The organism is Ohtaekwangia sp. (genome assembly GCF_036568665.1).
Taxonomy (GTDB): Bacteria; Bacteroidota; Bacteroidia; order Cytophagales; family Cyclobacteriaceae; genus Ohtaekwangia.
Genome location: NZ_DATCSD010000036.1, coordinates 1 through 17,998, shown reverse-complemented (window position 1 = coordinate 17,998; position 17,998 = coordinate 1). Strand labels below are relative to the sequence as shown.

General features: G+C 42.7%; 16 protein-coding genes. 3 read left to right on the top strand and 13 right to left on the bottom strand.

What is annotated here, in order from left to right:
- A partial coding sequence (locus VIN08_RS01830) for a M16 family metallopeptidase (RefSeq protein WP_331959343.1) occupies positions 1 to 1,446 on the top strand: 1,446 nt, incomplete at its 5' end.
- Positions 1,447 to 1,500: 54 nt separating this feature from the next.
- On the opposite strand, the gene VIN08_RS01825 is transcribed toward VIN08_RS01830, so the two are convergent.
- From VIN08_RS01825 to VIN08_RS01765, 13 genes are all read right to left on the bottom strand, one after another.
- Positions 1,501 to 2,040, bottom strand: coding sequence for a hypothetical protein (locus tag VIN08_RS01825; RefSeq protein WP_331959340.1), 540 nt, complete (start codon positions 2,038 to 2,040; stop codon positions 1,501 to 1,503).
- Positions 2,037 to 3,377 (bottom strand): hypothetical protein, encoded by a 1,341-nt coding sequence (locus tag VIN08_RS01820; protein ID WP_331959337.1) that lies wholly within the window; start codon positions 3,375 to 3,377, stop codon positions 2,037 to 2,039. The genes VIN08_RS01825 and VIN08_RS01820 overlap by 4 nt, the downstream gene beginning before the upstream one ends.
- A gap of 333 nt (positions 3,378 to 3,710) precedes the next feature.
- Positions 3,711 to 4,571 carry a KPN_02809 family neutral zinc metallopeptidase gene (gene ypfJ / locus VIN08_RS01815; RefSeq protein WP_331959334.1) on the bottom strand — a complete coding sequence of 287 codons (861 nt, stop codon included), beginning with the start codon at positions 4,569 to 4,571 and terminating at the stop codon, positions 3,711 to 3,713.
- A gap of 142 nt (positions 4,572 to 4,713) precedes the next feature.
- Positions 4,714 to 5,178, bottom strand: coding sequence for a heme-binding domain-containing protein (locus tag VIN08_RS01810; protein ID WP_331959331.1), 465 nt, complete (start codon positions 5,176 to 5,178; stop codon positions 4,714 to 4,716).
- Between the two features lie 123 nt (positions 5,179 to 5,301).
- Positions 5,302 to 7,380 (bottom strand): hypothetical protein, encoded by a 2,079-nt coding sequence (locus tag VIN08_RS01805; RefSeq protein ID WP_331959328.1) that lies wholly within the window; start codon positions 7,378 to 7,380, stop codon positions 5,302 to 5,304.
- 172 nt (positions 7,381 to 7,552) lie between these two features.
- Positions 7,553 to 8,785, bottom strand: a complete 1,233-nt coding sequence (locus tag VIN08_RS01800; RefSeq protein ID WP_331959325.1) for a replication-associated recombination protein A — start codon at positions 8,783 to 8,785, stop codon at positions 7,553 to 7,555.
- Between the two features lie 178 nt (positions 8,786 to 8,963).
- Positions 8,964 to 10,286 (bottom strand): sensor histidine kinase, encoded by a 1,323-nt coding sequence (locus VIN08_RS01795; RefSeq protein WP_331959322.1) that lies wholly within the window; start codon positions 10,284 to 10,286, stop codon positions 8,964 to 8,966.
- Positions 10,287 to 10,418: 132 nt separating this feature from the next.
- Complete coding sequence (ccsA, locus tag VIN08_RS01790) at positions 10,419 to 12,953, bottom strand: cytochrome c biogenesis protein CcsA (protein WP_331959319.1); 2,535 nt, start codon at positions 12,951 to 12,953, stop codon at positions 10,419 to 10,421.
- An 81-nt stretch (positions 12,954 to 13,034) separates the two neighbouring features.
- Positions 13,035 to 13,439: a cytochrome c maturation protein CcmE gene (locus VIN08_RS01785; RefSeq protein WP_331959316.1), complete on the bottom strand. Its 405-nt coding sequence runs from the start codon at positions 13,437 to 13,439 to the stop codon at positions 13,035 to 13,037.
- Positions 13,440 to 13,534: 95 nt separating this feature from the next.
- The gene (locus VIN08_RS01780) at positions 13,535 to 13,762 is read right to left on the bottom strand and encodes a CcmD family protein (RefSeq protein ID WP_331959313.1); all 228 of its coding nucleotides are present in this window, start codon (positions 13,760 to 13,762) and stop codon (positions 13,535 to 13,537) included.
- Positions 13,746 to 14,423: a cytochrome c biogenesis protein CcsA gene (ccsA, locus tag VIN08_RS01775; RefSeq protein ID WP_331959310.1), complete on the bottom strand. Its 678-nt coding sequence runs from the start codon at positions 14,421 to 14,423 to the stop codon at positions 13,746 to 13,748. Before ccsA (VIN08_RS01775) ends, VIN08_RS01780 begins: the two co-directional genes overlap by 17 nt.
- A gap of 35 nt (positions 14,424 to 14,458) precedes the next feature.
- Positions 14,459 to 15,100 (bottom strand): heme exporter protein CcmB, encoded by a 642-nt coding sequence (locus VIN08_RS01770; RefSeq protein ID WP_331959307.1) that lies wholly within the window; start codon positions 15,098 to 15,100, stop codon positions 14,459 to 14,461.
- Positions 15,101 to 15,124: 24 nt separating this feature from the next.
- Positions 15,125 to 15,922 carry a hypothetical protein gene (locus tag VIN08_RS01765; RefSeq protein WP_331959305.1) on the bottom strand — a complete coding sequence of 266 codons (798 nt, stop codon included), beginning with the start codon at positions 15,920 to 15,922 and terminating at the stop codon, positions 15,125 to 15,127.
- A 73-nt stretch (positions 15,923 to 15,995) separates the two neighbouring features.
- Here VIN08_RS01765 and VIN08_RS01760 point away from each other — a divergent pair, with 73 nt between their 5' ends.
- Both VIN08_RS01760 and VIN08_RS01755 read left to right on the top strand, forming a co-directional pair.
- Positions 15,996 to 17,021, top strand: a complete 1,026-nt coding sequence (locus VIN08_RS01760; protein WP_331959303.1) for an NAD-dependent epimerase — start codon at positions 15,996 to 15,998, stop codon at positions 17,019 to 17,021.
- A 3-nt stretch (positions 17,022 to 17,024) separates the two neighbouring features.
- Positions 17,025 to 17,998 (top strand): nucleotide sugar dehydrogenase (locus tag VIN08_RS01755; RefSeq protein WP_331959300.1); only part of this gene is annotated, 974 nt, incomplete at its 3' end.

Genomic DNA, 17,998 nt, shown 5'->3' with positions numbered 1-17,998 from the left:
GGGGCAAGTAAACTCATTGTATTAACAGGTCCTGAAAAAGCAGACTTTAAAATTCCGACAAGCGATGAGTTGCTAACGCTTACCGAGAATGCATCGAAAGTTGAAGTAAAACCATACGAAGAAAAAGCAATAGCCTCTTCGTTGATGGAGAAGACTCCAGCACCCGGAACAATTATCGGAGAAAAAGAAAACAAAGAGCTTGGGTTAACAGAACTTACTCTCAGCAACCATGTGAAAGTAATTCTGAAGCCTACTGACTTTAAGAACGACCAGGTAATATTTACCGGTTCACGTTTCGGAGGACAATATCTCTATCCGGCAGAAGATCGTAACAATGCTGAGTTTGCTTCAACCGTAGTTACGCAGATGGGTATAGATCAATTTTCACCGGTTGATCTTCGTAAAGTACTAGCCGGAAAAAATGCAGGCGTAGCACCACGCATCGGTACTATATCAGAAAGTATAAGCGGTCAATCAAGCGCAACAGATATAGAGACACTTTTGCAACTCACACATCTATACTTTACCAAACCACGTAAAGACGATGAGTTGTTCCAGTCGTTTATTGCCAAACAACAAGCGATGTATCAAAACATGGCGGCCGATCCGCAGTTTACGTTCCAGGATTCTGTATTCCGTATACTCTATAAAAATCATGCATGGTCGCCTCGCGTTCCTAAACCGGAAACCTTTGGCTATATCAATGAACAGCGTGCACTGGAAATCTATAAGGAACGCTTTGGTGATGCAACCGGATTTACGTTTGTATTGGTAGGCGCCTTTGATATAGCGAAAATTAAACCACTGATCGCTACTTACCTGGGAAGTTTACCTGCCACTGGTAAAGCATCAACCTTTAAAGATATAGGCTTACGCCCTGCTAAAGGACCGCTGAAGAAAGAAGTAAAGAAAGGAACCGAGCAAAAGAGTCTCATCCGTTTATTCTGGAATGGCGAAGCCCCATACTCGGATAGCGAGCAACTCAAACTGCAGGCATTGATCGAAGTATTGAACATCAAACTGATAGAATCATTGCGCGAAGAGATGAGTGGTGTGTATGGTGGTGGTATGTTCGGCAGCCTGAATAAATTTCCTTATAACAATTACAACTTAGGCGCAAGCTTCCCATGCGGCCCCGAGAATGTAGATAAACTGATAGCGGCTGCGTTGGCTGAGATCGATAAAATAAAAACCAACGGCCCTACAGACGCTGACCTCAACAAAGTAAAAGAAACCTGGAAGCAACAGTATGAAGTAAATATCAAAGACAACAACTTCTGGGCACGCCAGATTTTACAAAGCGTAGAATACGGTGGCGATCCTGCCAGTGTATTGAGCTATGAAAAACGTATTGCAGCACTTACTGCAAAAGACATCAAAGATACCGCTAACAAATATCTGGACATGAAGAACTATGTGCAGGTAGTATTGAACCCGGAGAAGTAAATATATACCTATCCGAAAACAAGAAGCCAGTGAAACTCTCACTGGCTTCTTTTATTACTTCTTTTCAAAGCCTATATCGACAGGAACATAATCCCAGATAAAATTAATGGGTGGTAAAATAAAGCAAGGCACAACATCATCATTCGAGTTTTCGCCCAGGAAGATTTTACTAAAATCACTTCTAACAACTTTTAGCATTATTTCACGACTATTATTGCAGCCTTCTCCTAAATGTAATGACATCAACAAAACAAGAGGATAGCTATCTGCCTTCTTATGATTTATCTCCATTGGCGTCCACATTTTTTTGGAAGAGAATGCGATTTCTTTTAGAGTTTGGCGAAGTGTATCCGACATTTCTCCTGTAACGGATATAGACTTCACATCTCCATTTTTGGCTACAATAACTTGAATTGAGCCTGTCACTCTTTCACACAAAGTTGACAGCAAAGCTTTACGCTTAACTAATTCAGTATAGATATAGTCTCGAAAAAATAAATTCTCTTTGTCCTTAAACTGAGGCCTCGAAATTACCTGAGCCATTCCCTGAAACATTGGACAGAAAAGCAGCGCTATCAAAAATAATTTTCTCATAATAAACATTTTGTTCCTATTAAGTTATCTCTGTATTTGTCAGTTATGGATATCAGCATCTCCAGATCGAGACCATACCTCGATATTAACTTGTTAAAGTATGGCGGGTCACGTTCCAGAATAGTTCCGAATCCTCTTAAAGACAAGCAAATTGCATCCTTATCTGACAAACTGGGAGATATTTCTTTTAAAGCATCGACCATCCAGTCAATATAATTCTCAGCCATTTCTATGTGTTGTTCAAATTCATACCCAAAACCATTTGCATTTAAAAAAGCGTGCATTGCTTCATGATAAACAACTGATGCTATATATTCACTGGATGAATTTTCTAAAGTAGGATTAAGCAAAATTGTTACATTAAATGAACCATTACGGCTATCTGATATAGTTCTACCTGGCCTATCACCTAAAGCAGCTTCTTCCTCAAAAATTAAATTTATATTCGGTTTAGTCTCAAAAATATCGAGTATAGCCTTATTGATATCATTCGTTAAATCTTTACTTACCAGATTCTTTATAGCCATTCGCAGGCAAGGCGATTTAACTTTATCGTAAATTATATCATCGTTATCGGGCACTACCACCACTGGGTTCTTTACTGGCAACTTTGTCGCTCCTCCAGGGCCACCGCTGCGTGGAGCTGCATCACTCGGGCCTATATATGTACCGCCACCTCCTGCAGGGGGAGCAGCAATCATGTCATCACACCACCCGGTGTTAAGAGTGAAGGTACACACTGTGCCTGTCTCTACCCTCCGATCGTACTGGCAGTGACAAGGATAATCTGTTACCGTTTGTATTTCGTAGGTAGTAAAGCAGCTTTGTTCAATGCTGCGGATACATTGGTTCATCAATTGAACTCTGCCACCAGCAGATACACTATCCTGTATATAAGGAACTGAGAATTCCCGAATCAGTTTGTTATCAAGATTATATAGTTGAAGTATACCTTTGAAAGGCTCACTACCTGTATACTCGGTCTCGGGAATATAGCGGTATATAAAACCATAAAAGTCATCGTCATATTGTGATAGAACGAGGTTTTCGAAGTAATCGGGAGAATCGTCCGGAAGCCGGAAGGTATAATTCAGTATGCCGCTATCGGGATCGCTATATTTGAAAAAGGCATCCGTAATTTCAACATTGCCTGCTCGCCCATTAGCCGATCCACTCCGGACTTTTGAAAGTAAATCCTTAGCCACCGGATCGTGATCTACATCTGTAAGTGTGATTTTACTTTGACTGGTTGCTTGAGAAACTATAGGAGTTTCATGATCGCACGATGAACTCCACAACAGCAGAATCGCCAAAATGACGGATAGACGTTTTCGCATAGGATATAGTTTTAGGTAAAAGCTTTACAACGTACTGGGTATACGAGAAGCACCCTCTGCGAAAATCAACTCCACTGCCCTCGGTATAGATCAAAGCTAATGAAGTGGGGCAGCAGCAATCAATAATGGGATTACGGACGAGTGTCCGGATAATACACAGGTCTGAGCGTCAGTATTAATACCTAAAAATAGCGTTGCAACTTTAAATATATAGCATGACTTTCTTCACACAACATCCCATTTTATCTGGAATGTGTGGATCGATATTACCGTTAAGAAGAGTATTGAAAGATAGATACTACAGATCAATATATAATCTGACACACTATTGCATCACAAATCTGTGGTATTAAATGTATCGCCTTGTTTTATGTCGCCTGTTTCAAAACCTTTTTTAAACCAGTGCACGCGCTGCTCGGAAGTTCCGTGCGTAAAAGAATCGGGCACTACATATCCGCGTGCCTGCATCTGGAGGCGATCATCACCAATAGCACTCGCTGCCTGCAAGGCTTCTTCCAGATCGCCCGGCTCCAGTATATTTTGCAGCTTATCAGCATGATGCGCCCAAACGCCAGCCAGAAAATCGGCCTGCAATTCCAGTCTTACTGATAACTTATTATACTCTTCCTCACTTAACTGTTCACGTTGTGCGTGTACCCTGTCTGTGATGCCAAGTAAATGCTGCACATGGTGTCCTACTTCGTGTGCTATAACATAAGCCTGAGCAAAATCACCGGGTGCTTCAAAGCGATTTTTCAATTCATCGTAGAAGCTGAGATCGATATATAGTTTCTCATCCGGAGAGCAATAGAAAGGACCAGACGCTGCACTCGCCATACCACAAGCTGATTCAACCTGACTCGTAAATAATACTAACACCGGATCGCGATAATCGGGCATCAGCTTATGCCATACATCTTCAGTATCGGCCAATACCGTAGAGACAAATTCTTTTTGCTCTTCTTCTTCCGGACTCAATTGTACCGGTTGATCGGTAGTCGTATAATCTTCTGATGCTACATTAGTTTGCTGTAGCAGCGTAAGTGGATTCTTTCCCAGTATTAAGCTAATCACTACAATGATCACAATACCACCCAATCCTAGCCCGCCTTTACCCAGCATGCCACCTCCTCCTATTCCACGGCCTCTTCGGTCTTCTACATTTGAGCTTTGTCTTCTTCCGGTCCAGCGCATAGTATTTTATGTTTTTGGTTGATAAGGAATGCGATACAAATCATCTACAGCAGATATATAAATTTATATACCAACCCACACTTAATTGCTCAAGGAAGTTAGCAAACTTCTATGAAACCTGAAATGATCATACTGTTTGTGATCAGTGTTTTTCGATCACCACAGGCAAAGTCTTTATCCATGCATTGATAGCAGAGCGATCAGTTTCCGTAATTTTTGCTTCGTGATGAATCCAGAGATAAGAGTCGAGCGGCATCCAGCCTTCATTTACAGCATCCGACAGTTCCTCCATTTTATGATTGGCACGTTTCTGTGAATATGTTTTAAACTCGGAGAAGTTCAACTCATCTTTACCTTCATTAACATGATGCGCCATCCACCAGGCCACGGGTTGAATATTATAGTACCATGGATATACGGTGTTGTTGCTATGGCAATCGTAACATTTCTTGATCAGTATCTGGTGAACATCTTCGCTGATTGCATAGGTGTGCGATATATCATTGGCGGTGATAAGCTGCTCGGATATATTTTTTGCAGGACGAATAAATTGAATGATTACCAGGATAGCTATTACGGCTATACCAATTTTCTTTGAAGTACTCATAGTTTGCGATTAGTTTACTAAATGTAAAAACTTAGACGTACAGCATCCAAGCAATTTTCATGTACCGCTACAGTAAAGTTTTTTACGGTAATTTTTTTTACACCACCTGCAGATTTACTGTGATTAATAGCTGCCCCAAAATCTGCGGGAGAACCATTCGATACTGATCAACGCCAATAATGCGAAGAATACCCACTTCAAATTTACCACTGCTTTATAGGATTCTTCTGTATGAATTACACTGCGAGCTTCTGCTTTTCTAAGCTCTTGCTGCATACTGGCGATCTGCGAAGCTGAATAGAATTTTCCTCCTGTATTCGCGGCCAGTTTTTTAAGCAAGTCTATATCTGCTGCAAGATTCTGCAGTTCCACTTGTCTCTGTACAACAGCGAACTCGCCACGAACTTCTTCATTTTTTTGTTGTATGGTTGTGCGGGCACGGTAGCGATATACACCTTCTTTCAAGCCACCGATCTGATAACGATTATTACCAGGACCTGTAACGTACCGATAACTTTTCTTCTGGCCGCTTTCATCGGTAAGATCTATCTCTATAGTATTGCCGAATACCGGTTCATATATATCATTATATACCTGGCTTTCGAACACTACAGGTTCTGTATCAGAAAATTCCTGCTGTACCGGATAACTTCTGAATTTCCGTTTGTCTTCTGTTGTAGAAAGATATTGTATAAGCTTACCAAACAACTCATCGAACGCAACTGTATTTTCGGTGCGATCAAATTCATTCAACCGCCAGCGCCATATACCTTCTCCGAGTAATACACCAGTCTTGCGATTGTCCTGTACATCTACGGCCAGCAGTGGCTTTTGAGTTGCTAAACTTCCCACACGCTGAAACAATAATGGTGTGGCACTCAAGGCTATATTTATCTTTCCAAAATGAACGGACAAAGGTGGATAATCAGCGAGCACTGTATTTACATCTGGCGACAAAGTAAAATTCGAGAACGCTGCATTTACCACCGGAGTAACATCATCGAACTCACGCGGAAAACCATCGAACTTTACAGGCATACCTTGCTGTGAGAGGAATCGCAGATCAGTCTGCTGACCGATGATCAGTAATATCGAAGTTTTACTTTTTACAAATTGCTGAAATATAGCACGCGTAGCACCGCGCAGGTCGGGCACCTGGTGAAAGATCACCAGATCAATTTTATCTGGCTGCAATGCACTGACAGGCTGTTCATTCAACTGCGGTATATGTAGCAGAAATTCATAGTTTGAATTTTTATCAATCACTTCGCGCAATGCTTTTATATCCGGATGGGGTGCTGGCGATACTATCAATATTTTTTTCTTGCCTTCTACCACCTCCACAAAAACAGAGGCGGCATTGTTTCGTGTATTCGATTCACCTGGTTTTATTTCTACCTGCACATCGAGTTTCTGTATACCCTGATCATTCGCTAATGGCTGAAAATCATACACTATCAACTGACCTTCATTAATGGTTTTGGTCTGCTGATCTAACAGCTTTCCTCGCTGTAACAACGAAACACGCACTGTCTGATTTTGCATATTACGCGCAGCTATTTCTACACGCACCGGAAATTTATTTCCCTGGTAAGCAATCTTGTTGTATGATATATTCTTGATACTGATATCGGCATGTTCCAGCGAATCGCCAAGAGCCACAGTATATACCGGGAAATTATAGGATGCATACAACGGAGTAACGCCTGCATTATATATACCATCAGACGCCAGTATAACGCCTGCGATCTTTCTTCCTTCATTACGGCTTGCCACTTTACGCAGCGCACCATTCAGATCTGTAGTGGTAGCTGTATACGATGGTGTACTGATCTTCTCTCCGTTCAGATCATTTACTTCAACTTCGTACCCTTCCTCTTCCAGTTGCTGCTGTGTAGCGCGAAGTTGGTTTTCTATAGCACGAAGTGTTGTTGAATCGGTAGTCTCCTTGACTGACACCGAGTTATCGTACAATACAACAAAGAGTGGTTTTTCAAAAATATTACTGACCTGTCGCACGATCGGTCCGAGTAAAAGAAAGAACAATGCAAACAACAATACAGCACGCAGCGCCAGCAATATCCTGTTCCACGTTTTGCTCCACGGATGATTCGCCCTATATAAAAAGTACGCTATACCCACTGCCAGCAAAAGACACAGCAGCAAGTAAGCCGGTGAAGAATCAAATATTATCTGTTGCATAGTGGTCTGATTGGAAGATTATAAAATTGGAAGATTTGAAGATTACAAGATTGAAAAATTATTCTTCCTCTATAACCAATCTTCATTCCTGGCATGTCCAAAATTTTACAATTCCCTAAATCTTTCAATTTTACAATTTTATTAAATCTTTCAATCTTCTAATCTTCCAATTCTAATACCCATACTTCTCCTTCCACAGTGAACGAAGATATTTCCTTAACTCTTCTTCGCGTGCGTTATTGCCGGGCTCATAGAATTTACGTCCTTTTATTTTGTCGGGAAGAAATTCCATATTTGCAAAATTACCCTCGAAGCTATGAGCGTACTGATAGCCTTTTCCATAGTCGAGGTTCTTCATCAATTTTGTTGGCGCATTACGTATGGATAACGGCACAGGCAGATCGCCAGTTTCATGCACAGACTGTATAGCACTTTCAATCGCCATATAGCTTGCATTACTCTTGGGCGAGCTTGCCAAATATACCGCACACTGCGATAATATAATTCTCGCTTCCGGATAGCCGATCACATTTACTGCCTGAAATGTATTGGTGGCCATGATCAGCGCAGTAGGGTTCGCGTTGCCTATATCTTCGGAAGAAAGTATCACCATTCTGCGGGCAATGAACTTTACATCTTCGCCTCCTTCAATCATTCGCGCGAGATAATATACCGCTGCATTCGGATCGCTGCCGCGAATGGATTTTATAAATGCCGATATAATATCGTAGTGCTGCTCTCCGCTCTTATCGTAAATAGCTATATGCTTCTGCGCAACTTCCATCACAAGCTTATCGGTAATGATAACATCGCCTGCTATATTTTCACAGATAAGCTCCACCAGGTTCAACAGCTTGCGTCCATCGCCTCCGCTAATGTTCAGCAGTGCCTGATGTTCGCGTATTTCTACGTGCCGCTTCTTTAATTCTTCATCGCGTGTCAATGCCTGGTTTACCAATGCCAACAATTGGTCTTCACCCAACGGTCGTAAAGTATATACCTGGCTGCGGGATAGTAATGCAGAATTTACTTCGAACGATGGATTCTCCGTTGTAGCACCGATCAGTGTGATCGTTCCTTTCTCAACAGCACCTAACAATGCGTCTTGCTGACTTTTATTGAAACGATGTATCTCATCGATAAACAGTATAGAACGAGGTGAGTGTTTTGCTTTCTCAATTACTTCGCGAACATCCTTTACTCCTGCGCTTACAGCACTTAGTGTATAGAAAGGTTTCTTTATTTCGTTCGCTATAATATTGGCAATGGTGGTCTTCCCTACACCGGGAGGTCCCCACAAAATCATGGAAGGAATATTCCCGGATTGAATCGCTCTCCGGATCACACCATTGGGACCAGTAAGATGCTCCTGTCCTACCAGCTCATCCAACTTTACCGGACGCATGCGTTCTGCCAGGGGCTGATGTGAATTTAACAACACGGTTATACTTTTTTTCTAAAGCGTTGAAGTTACAAAAACCAATGAAAGTAGGATAAGCCGACTGCGGGTTCTTTCCTGCTGCTAACGAATATCCCTGGCTGCCTGATACATAACCATGCCCGAAGGACGATGCAGCACGGGGTTACAAAAGTTGTTTATGTATAGGCAACAATATCCGAAAAGTGCTTCCTACGCTCTTCATGGAGTTTACACGAATTTCTCCACCCAGCAGTTCGATATACTTTTTGGAAATGGAAAGTCCAAGGCCGGTGCCTTCGTAGGTGCGACTGCGGCCGGTGCTCTCCTGTTCGAACGGATTGAATATGCGGGGTAAAAATTCTTCTGATATACCCAGGCCAGTATCGGAAACCTCCACCACCAATTGCTCCAGGTCGTCAGTGATATAGGTGGCTATGGACACGCGGCCTTTATCGGTATACTTCACGGCATTGCCTACAATATTATTTACCACTTGCTTCATCATGTTTTCGTCTGCCAGGCAGAAGAGCGGCTCGGGGTGTGACGAAAAGTAAAAATCGAGGTGTTTGTTTTTTGCCAGTGTTTCCAGCGGACCGATTTCATTTCTGATCAGCCCATTGATTTCGACAATTTTTAGTGACAGATCATTTTGTTCTGCCTCCAGCCGCGATAATTCAAGAATGCTTGTAATGGTATTGAGCAGTCTTCGACCGCTCACCTGCTGGAGGGATATATACTTCCGGATCGCATCATCAGTCGTTTCCATTTCTATTACCTGACTGATGCCGAGTATACCGTTGATGGGAGTGCGTATCTCGTGCGACATGTTGGAAAGAAAATTCGTTTTGAGGCGCGTCATCTGCTCGGCTATATCACGCTCTTTTTCAAGATCGGCCACCGATTGTGCCAGTGTCTGCTGCGCCAGTTCGTATGCCTTGTGATAATGATATACCAGGTATATAATAATGAAGAAGATCAGCACCAGAGTAATAACGCCCTCGGAGTAAACCATCTCCTGCAGGGGACCTGCATTGAGCTGATAGCCGTGGCTCTTGAGCAAAAAATGCCCGAACACCGGGAAGAAATGCAGACCAGAGTAGATCAGCCCCCAGCGGCTGCCGAGTGTATGAAAGGCGAAGATGATATCACAAACAGTAAGCAGTGCTATAAAAAAGTTGTACTCATCAAAAAGATAGATGTTTATGTTATTGTTCATCCACGAAATGAGGATCATCAGGTGGCATACCAGCGCGGTGGATTGCCTGTACTTCATGTAAAACAGAAGACTGGCAAACAGGAACATGATCACCACGTTCTTGATCAGCTGGTAATGAAAACCTTTTATAACATAGATGGAGAAGAAGATTACGAGGGAGAATAGCGATACAATGATGATATTATATACCAGACGGATACTTGCTTGTTTCAGCACGTCCGGATTTTGGCGCAGGTAATCGCCAATAAAGTACTCCCGTAGAAAATTCACGTGTTCAATATAGAGTATCGAAACGAACTATAAAATACCTATAGGAGAACCTTTCCGGTTCCTGTACCAATCCAGGGGACAGACGGTTGCCTGTTTTTACAGGTATATTATGAAAATGTTAGTGAATGATGATTACTCCTGTCCTTTCTCTTTCATCTTCCGGAACTCGCGGAAGCGTCTGGTCATGGCAACACCAAATCCGATCATCACTATCAGCGTACCAATCCATAGCACATTGATGAGAGGCTTCTCCATCGCTTTGATCACCACCCAATCTTTCTGACGGGTATTGATACCGATATCGAACTGGTTGCTCTCCGGATGAATATTGAGTAACGACAATCTTAATCCCAGGTCCTGTATCTCGTCCGGAATACGACCGATCATTTTATCCTTGATCAGGAATACAGGTTCTGCTATATAGTCACCGCGTTCTCCCAGTACACGGATGCGTGCTTTCACGGCTACATCCTGTCCGCTTAACGGAACACCTTCCACAGCAAAAATGCGATATACTGAATCCAGTATGGCCACATAATCATTGGCAAAAAATTCCTGACGTTGCTTTACTGTTATTTCTTCCAGCTTGCTCCACTCCTGATCTTCCGAAGGATTCATTACAGAAGAAACGTGGGTATATAGATCGGCACTCACTGTACGGTATATATCGGGTGATGCAAGCAGTCCACCCATCTCCTGGTTTATCTGTGCACGAGGATGTAGCGTATATTTCTTGTCGCCCTTACGAAGCTCGATCTCGAAGAATGTATTTTCACCCCGCACCTCAATCGTATCTTTCGGTTTATATACTTCACCGCCAATAGTCAGCTTGCTTTTCGCAATCACCTTGTCTTTGTCAGGTGTAGGCACTACATCGCTTTTGCGTATATACCCTGCATGGTAACGAGGCTCCAATCGCTCACCGAGATATTCTATATCATAACCCCACATGGTTCGTGGCTCATGCACAAACAACAGCAGGTTATCGCGGTTAAAGTCCTGACTAAATTCTTTGGAGATCAGCATACCGGTGTTGTTCAGCGATACGATCTTGGAGTATCCTGCCGAAAACATCACCCCGATCAACATCAACCCTATGCCTATGTGCGCAATGGCTCCCCCCGACATACCCGGGCTTGATCGCATTACCGACCATGCTATACTTCCGTTGGCAATGATGGTAAATATACCTGCCAGGGTTAGCAATATATAGGGCACTTTATATATCTGTGCCGTGGTGATGATGATAGCAAACACGATCAGTGTTACCAATGCCGGAACTGCCAGCTCTTTCTTCAGTTTATTTTTATCGATCTTCTTCCACCAGAAAAACTGACCTATAGCAGAGAGCAACCCGATAACAATGGCAAACCATATCTGGAACTTGGAGTAGAAAGCTATAGCATCTGCCGGTGGTGCCAGGCGAGATTCTATACCTATACCTCCCATAATTTTATTTATTACCGGTATAGATGTTCCGGCAATTACCTGGAAGCCTGCCATACATAATGTTGTAGCTCCTATAAAAATCCAGAACTCACGGGAAAATACAGATGCTTCATCTTGTGTAGAAGGAATTTCCTTCCAGCGAACTATACATAATACAACGGAAGCGAGTAAGAAGAAGAATAGATATACCAGTAACTGACCGGAAAGACCAAGATCAGTAAACGAGTGTACAGAGGCTTCTCCCAACACACCACTTCTTGTGAGGAAGGTAGAGTATAGTATCAATATAAAAGTGGCTACTACTAAAATGATCGATGCCTTCAGCGCAGTTTCGCTGTTCTTATAGGTGATCATAGTATGTATAGCCGCTACCAGTATAAGCCACGGTACATACACTGCATTTTCTACAGGATCCCAGTTCCAATAGCCGCCAAAGTTTAAAGTTTCATACGCCCAGTATCCGCCCATTAATATACCGAGGCCGAGTATAGCACCACCCAATAACGCCCATGGCAAAGCAGGTCGCACCCAGTCTCTATATTTCTTCAACCACAGTCCGGCCATGCAAAACGAAAAAGGAACCAGTGTAAGTGCAAAGCCCAGGAACAACGTGGGTGGGTGTATGACCATCCAGTAATTCTGCAGTAATGGGTTTAAACCATTACCATCTTTGGGTATAAAATCCGGTTGTGATTTAAAGATGGGAGCATCCTGCATTACATCTCTCAGCAGTATAAATGGAGAGCTTCCAATTTTTATATCAAGGCCGGGTATAACAACACCGAGTATCATCGATGCGAGAAATGCCTGCACCAGTGCAAACACCGTCATTACAGGAGCTTCCCAGAATTTATTGGTGTGAATGAGAATCAACCCGATAATCGCCTGCCAGAACATCCACAACAAAAAGCTTCCTTCCTGTCCGTTCCAGAATGTAGAGATCAGGTAATATGTTTGAAGCTTGCGATCGGAGTAGCTATAGGCGTAGTGATATTCGAAGTAATGCTGTGCGATGATAACATAGAGAGTAACACAAATGCTCAGCACCGCTACAGCATGAGTATAGAATCCTGCTTTACCATTTTGCAGCCAGAGATTTTTTTCTGCGAGGTCAGTTGCCGTAGTCGCCCGCATGTAAGCGAAGGCGGTGAGTATAGCTGTTACAAAAGCGGTGACAACCGAGAAGTGACCGAGATCACCGATAAAATAATGCATCATAGAAAGAAGTACGGATTATGAAAGTACAAAACACCGTACCGGCCTGCGGCCAGTATCCCAAGGGTTGCGTACTTCAATACGTTAGACATTTACGTTTTGCTCCTGGTATTTGGAGGGACATTTCAGAATGATCTTGCTGGCTTTGAAGTGATCGCCTTCGTAGCTTCCTACTACTACCACTTTTTCAGAGCGAAGCATATCGGCAGGCATCGGTTCATTATAATCCACTTTCTGCTCCTTGCCATTATCATCTACCATGATGAATGAAAAAGAAACCTTATCGGCTCCTTCTTCTATACCAACCACATGGCCTTCATGATCTTTTTTAAGCTGACCTACTACGTGAATATGATTTTGCTTGCCGGCCAATGCCATTTCGTAAGCCTGATCAAAATTAACGTATGTACTTGCATCACCGGCTGTGCTGACAATAATGCCTATTGCTACAGCGATGATAATGATGATAAAAATGTGTGATTTTTTCATATCTCTCCACTCCCCTAAGAGAACGTAAAATTAGACACAAATGCCCAGAAAGTCAGGGAATTTTTACAGGGAAAACGTACGGGAGAGATTAAAGTTCAGCGCTGTTTTTCAGCAAGCCGCTCTTCCAGTTTTTTCACCTTTCGGTCCATCAGGAAGAGATATGCGATCAACCCAACCAGGATGATCAGTATGATCGACACTACAACATATATCTTACCTTCTGACCGCATCGTATCGGCCATTTGCACTTCTGATTGAGCCTGTGCACTGAAAGACAGGACTATAGCTGCCAGAGCAAAAAATGATTTAAGAATTTTTTCCATCTTCCAATTCAAATAATTTTTCTTCTACTGTTTTTATTCTGACGCGAAGCGATACAATCCAAAGTCCCACCAGGAACCAGCCGATAACAGCCGGATAAAAAATAATACGCATACTGCTGTCCAGATCGTACATATTAAAACCTGGGTTCCCGCCACTGCCCGGATGCATGGAGCTACTCAGCCGCGGAATGATAAAGATGAGTGGTACCATGGCGGCAAAAGCAAAAATATTATAGACAGCGCTGAGCCGAGCACGTTGCTCTTCGTTCTCGAGCGAGCCACGCAACACAAAGTATGCGAGATATACCAGCAAGGAAATAGCAGCACCATTTTGTTTAGGATCGCCATGCCATGGAGAACCCCAGGTATAGTTGGCCCACAGCATACCGGTGAATATCCCCAGTATACCAAACACCAGACCCACGTTTGCATACTCTACTACTTTCCGGTCAAGCTCAGCAGACGGCTTTCTTAAATATTGAATGGCATAATAAACGGAGATCATAAACAGGAGCACCATGCCAAACCACATAGGCACGTGAAAGTATAGCGCACGAATGGTCTCATTCAAAATGTTTAGCCGCGGCACATCGAATAATAAGCCGGCGGTGTGTACATAAAAAAGTAAAACGATCGCTGTTATTTTAAGCCAGGTCTTCATGAGAAATTGCGGGGCCTAAACCATAGCCCTTTCTGTTAGCTGCGCCAAATATACGGGAAGAGCAGGTACGCCAAACTTCCTACAATGCAATTTATTGCCAGCAAATTGAGCAGTTCATCCAGGCTCGAAGCTCTGTCGAGTCCATCCAGTACATTCTTGGTGATCTTGATCGCCATCAGCAATATTGACAGTATGACAGGGAAACTCAATACAGCCATTAAGATATTGCTGTTGTTTGCCTTTGAAGCAATACCCGAGATAAGACTGAGTGATGCTGCGAACCCGATTGAAGTAAGAATAAGTGTAACTATAAAAAGTGCCGTATCCTGAATGGGATTACTGATGAAGATTGAGAACAAGCCATAACCTGCCAAGGAAAGTACCAGGCACAAGATTGCATTGTAAAAAATCTTGGAAAGAATAATTGCCTGTGGACTTACCAGTGAATAGTAATAAATGAATGTTCCCTTTTTCTCTCCAATAAAACTTTTCGCTACACTGTTAATCACCGAGAAAAGTATAGCAAGCCAGAATAGCGCAGACCAGGTAGCCTCGTTGATAGAATTTATTCGCAGGCTAAACGTGAGATAGCAAATAAAAATAAGACTGAAGAGGTATAGACCTATTCCAGAGATAACAGATTTGCGCCTTAATTCCAGTGCAAATTCTTTTTGCAATAAGGTAAGTACTGCTTTGATAAGTTAATCCAGTTTCAGTGCCCTATTATAATCGTTAAAGAACTTGACAAACATCAATACAATTGCCAACAAAAGGCCAACACCAAATCCACTTAGTGCTACTAATATCTTGGGCAACTTGGCATCTTTCATCAATGTGCCAAATCCTTTTGTAACGTGGACTGTTTCAATGTCGCGCAGTTGTATTTCGTTCTCGGTCCGTTCTTTAAAGAGTTCTACTGTTTTGGCATACAGGTCGGAAGGATCAATATACGATGCCATCACCCGGCTATCTGTTTGTTTTTTGATTTGATCCATCGAAGCGATCTCGCTATCAATTTTCTGGATCATTTGCTTATAGAACAGTTCACGATCTCTTCTCGTCTCCACGAGTGGGTCAACCGAATTAAGATAACCTACAATGGTTTTTTCTAATGCCGGAAAGATGGAGGGGTCTGTTACAACCGCCGTTGCTTTCACATAAATATTCCGGATGGCTTCTTTCTCATCAATATTATCCTGCTGCACTTCAAAGTTCATCACCAGCAGTTTATTCTCCTCATCTTTCGTCAGCCCCGGAATGGAATCTGCACGCCCCAGCTCATCAAAAATAAAGCGGGCTTCGTTGGCCGACAGCAAGTTGGTGGTAATCATCATGCTGGACGAAAACTTGTCGCTGGAATTGTAGGCAAGCCAGAGCGCTATAATCACACCAATAGCCGGCAAGATTATAAAGATTAAAATATTACGTTTTACCGTTCGATAAAGCTTTGCCAGGAGCTCCATTAAATCGATCTCGTCCGATGATGTTTTTTGCGTCATAACCCGCAAGTTTAACTGATTTTTAGTATACCTCAAATTAGTTAGTTTTGCGACCTGTTTACATTATCTATTTATGGCCTCTGTCAAATCTGTTTTGGTTACTGGTGCTGCCGGATTTATAGGATTTCATTTGAGTCAAAAATTGCTGCAGGCCGGATACCACGTAACTGGACTGGATAACCTGAACGATTATTATGATCAGCGATTGAAACAGTCCCGATTGGACATTCTCAAAGCCGATAAAAATTTTTCGTTTCATTCCTATAATCTTACTGATGGCCAGTCTATCAATAGCCTTTTTGCTGAGTATAAATTTCAGTATGTAGTAAACCTGGCAGCGCAGGCAGGTGTGCGATATTCACTCACAAACCCGCATGCATACCTGGAAAGCAACCTGCATGGTTTTTTAAATATACTCGAGGCTTGTCGCCACAATCAGACACAGCATTTGGTCTATGCTTCTTCAAGCTCAGTTTATGGCGCCAATAAAAAAATGCCGTTCTCTGTGCATCACAATGTAGATCACCCGATCTCTTTGTATGCAGCATCCAAAAAATCTAATGAGTTAATGGCGCATACTTATTCTGCGCTGTACAACCTTCCTACAACCGGTCTTCGCTTCTTTACAGTATATGGCCCTTACGGGCGTCCAGACATGGCGTTGTTTCTCTTTACAAAAGCCATTTTGGAAAATAAACCAATCGATGTGTTTAACAACGGAAAGATGAAACGCGATTTTACGTATGTAGATGATATCGTGGAAAGTATCGTGCGACTGGTACCCAAACCTGCACAGCCCAATCCTGACTGGTCGGGAATGACGCCTGATCCCGCTACGAGTTTTGCTCCCTATCGCGTATTTAACATTGGCAATAACCAGCCGGTTGAATTACTGCGTTTCATCGAAGTAATTGAAGAAAAAATTGGCAGAAAAGCCATCAAGAATTTTTTACCGCTGCAAGATGGTGATGTACCAGAAACCTTTGCTGATGTGGAAGACCTGCAACGTGAAGTGGATTTCAAACCCGACACCCCGATTGAAGAGGGCATTGGAAAATTTGTAGACTGGTATATCAAATACTATAGCATCAAATTATAAGTCATGGAGAAAGTAGGCGTTATCGGATTAGGATATGTAGGGCTACCGTTGGCGGTTGAATTTGGTAAAGTACTGCCCGTGGTTGGCTTTGATATTAATGAAGAACGTATTGCAGAACTGAAGAAAGGTCACGACCGCACACGTGAAGTAGAGCCGGCAGAATTGACATTATCTGTCAAGCTACAGTATACTTCTAACCTCGCAGATCTGAAGGATGTGAATTATTTTATTGTTACCGTTCCAACGCCTGTAGATGAATTTAAAACTCCCGACCTGCGCCCACTGCAGAGTGCCAGCAAAACCGTTGGCAGCGTATTGAAGAAGGGAGATATAGTAATCTATGAATCTACAGTATATCCCGGATGCACAGAGGAAGTTTGTGTGCCGGTATTGGAGAAAACCAGCGGACTGAAATTCAATGTGGATTTCTACTGTGGTTATTCACCGGAGCGTATTAATCCGGGCGATAAACTTCACCGCGTAACAACCATTAAAAAAGTTACCAGCGGAAGCACACCAGAGATTGCTGAAAATGTAGATCAGCTATACCGGAAGATAATCACAGCCGGAACACACAAAGCTTCTTCTATGAAAGTAGCGGAAGCAGCAAAGGTAATTGAGAACTCGCAGCGCGATATCAATATAGCTTTCGTGAATGAGCTTGCACTGATCTTTGAACGTATAGGTATAGATACACACGAAGTACTGGAAGCTGCCGGCACGAAATGGAATTTCCTTCCATTTAAACCAGGACTGGTTGGCGGTCACTGTATTGGTGTAGATCCCTATTATCTTACTTATAAAGCCGATAGCATGGGCTATCATCCACAGGTAATTCTTTCCGGCAGAAGAATTAATGATAACATGGGAGTACATATCGCTAACAGTGTTATCAAACTGATGGCGCAGCGAAATCTCCCCATCAACAATGCCAACATCCTGATGCTGGGTATAACATTCAAAGAGAATTGCCCGGA

What these genes read in the sequence shown, in the direction of transcription:
- VIN08_RS01785 (WP_331959316.1), bottom strand. Translation starts at nt 13,439, where the DNA reads ATGAAAAAATCACACATTTTTATCATCATTATCATCGCTGTAGCAATA.
- VIN08_RS01805 (WP_331959328.1), bottom strand. Translation starts at nt 7,380, where the DNA reads ATGCAACAGATAATATTTGATTCTTCACCGGCTTACTTGCTGCTGTGT.
- VIN08_RS01810 (WP_331959331.1), bottom strand. Translation starts at nt 5,178, where the DNA reads ATGAGTACTTCAAAGAAAATTGGTATAGCCGTAATAGCTATCCTGGTA.
- ccsA (WP_331959319.1), bottom strand. Translation starts at nt 12,953, where the DNA reads ATGATGCATTATTTTATCGGTGATCTCGGTCACTTCTCGGTTGTCACC.
- VIN08_RS01800 (WP_331959325.1), bottom strand. Translation starts at nt 8,785, where the DNA reads ATGCGTCCGGTAAAGTTGGATGAGCTGGTAGGACAGGAGCATCTTACT.
- VIN08_RS01765 (WP_331959305.1), bottom strand. Translation starts at nt 15,922, where the DNA reads ATGACGCAAAAAACATCATCGGACGAGATCGATTTAATGGAGCTCCTG.
- ccsA (WP_331959310.1), bottom strand. Translation starts at nt 14,423, where the DNA reads ATGAAGACCTGGCTTAAAATAACAGCGATCGTTTTACTTTTTTATGTA.
- VIN08_RS01825 (WP_331959340.1), bottom strand. Translation starts at nt 2,040, where the DNA reads ATGAGAAAATTATTTTTGATAGCGCTGCTTTTCTGTCCAATGTTTCAG.
- ypfJ (WP_331959334.1), bottom strand. Translation starts at nt 4,571, where the DNA reads ATGCGCTGGACCGGAAGAAGACAAAGCTCAAATGTAGAAGACCGAAGA.
- VIN08_RS01780 (WP_331959313.1), bottom strand. Translation starts at nt 13,762, where the DNA reads ATGGAAAAAATTCTTAAATCATTTTTTGCTCTGGCAGCTATAGTCCTG.
- VIN08_RS01760 (WP_331959303.1), top strand. Translation starts at nt 15,996, where the DNA reads ATGGCCTCTGTCAAATCTGTTTTGGTTACTGGTGCTGCCGGATTTATA.
- VIN08_RS01820 (WP_331959337.1), bottom strand. Translation starts at nt 3,377, where the DNA reads ATGCGAAAACGTCTATCCGTCATTTTGGCGATTCTGCTGTTGTGGAGT.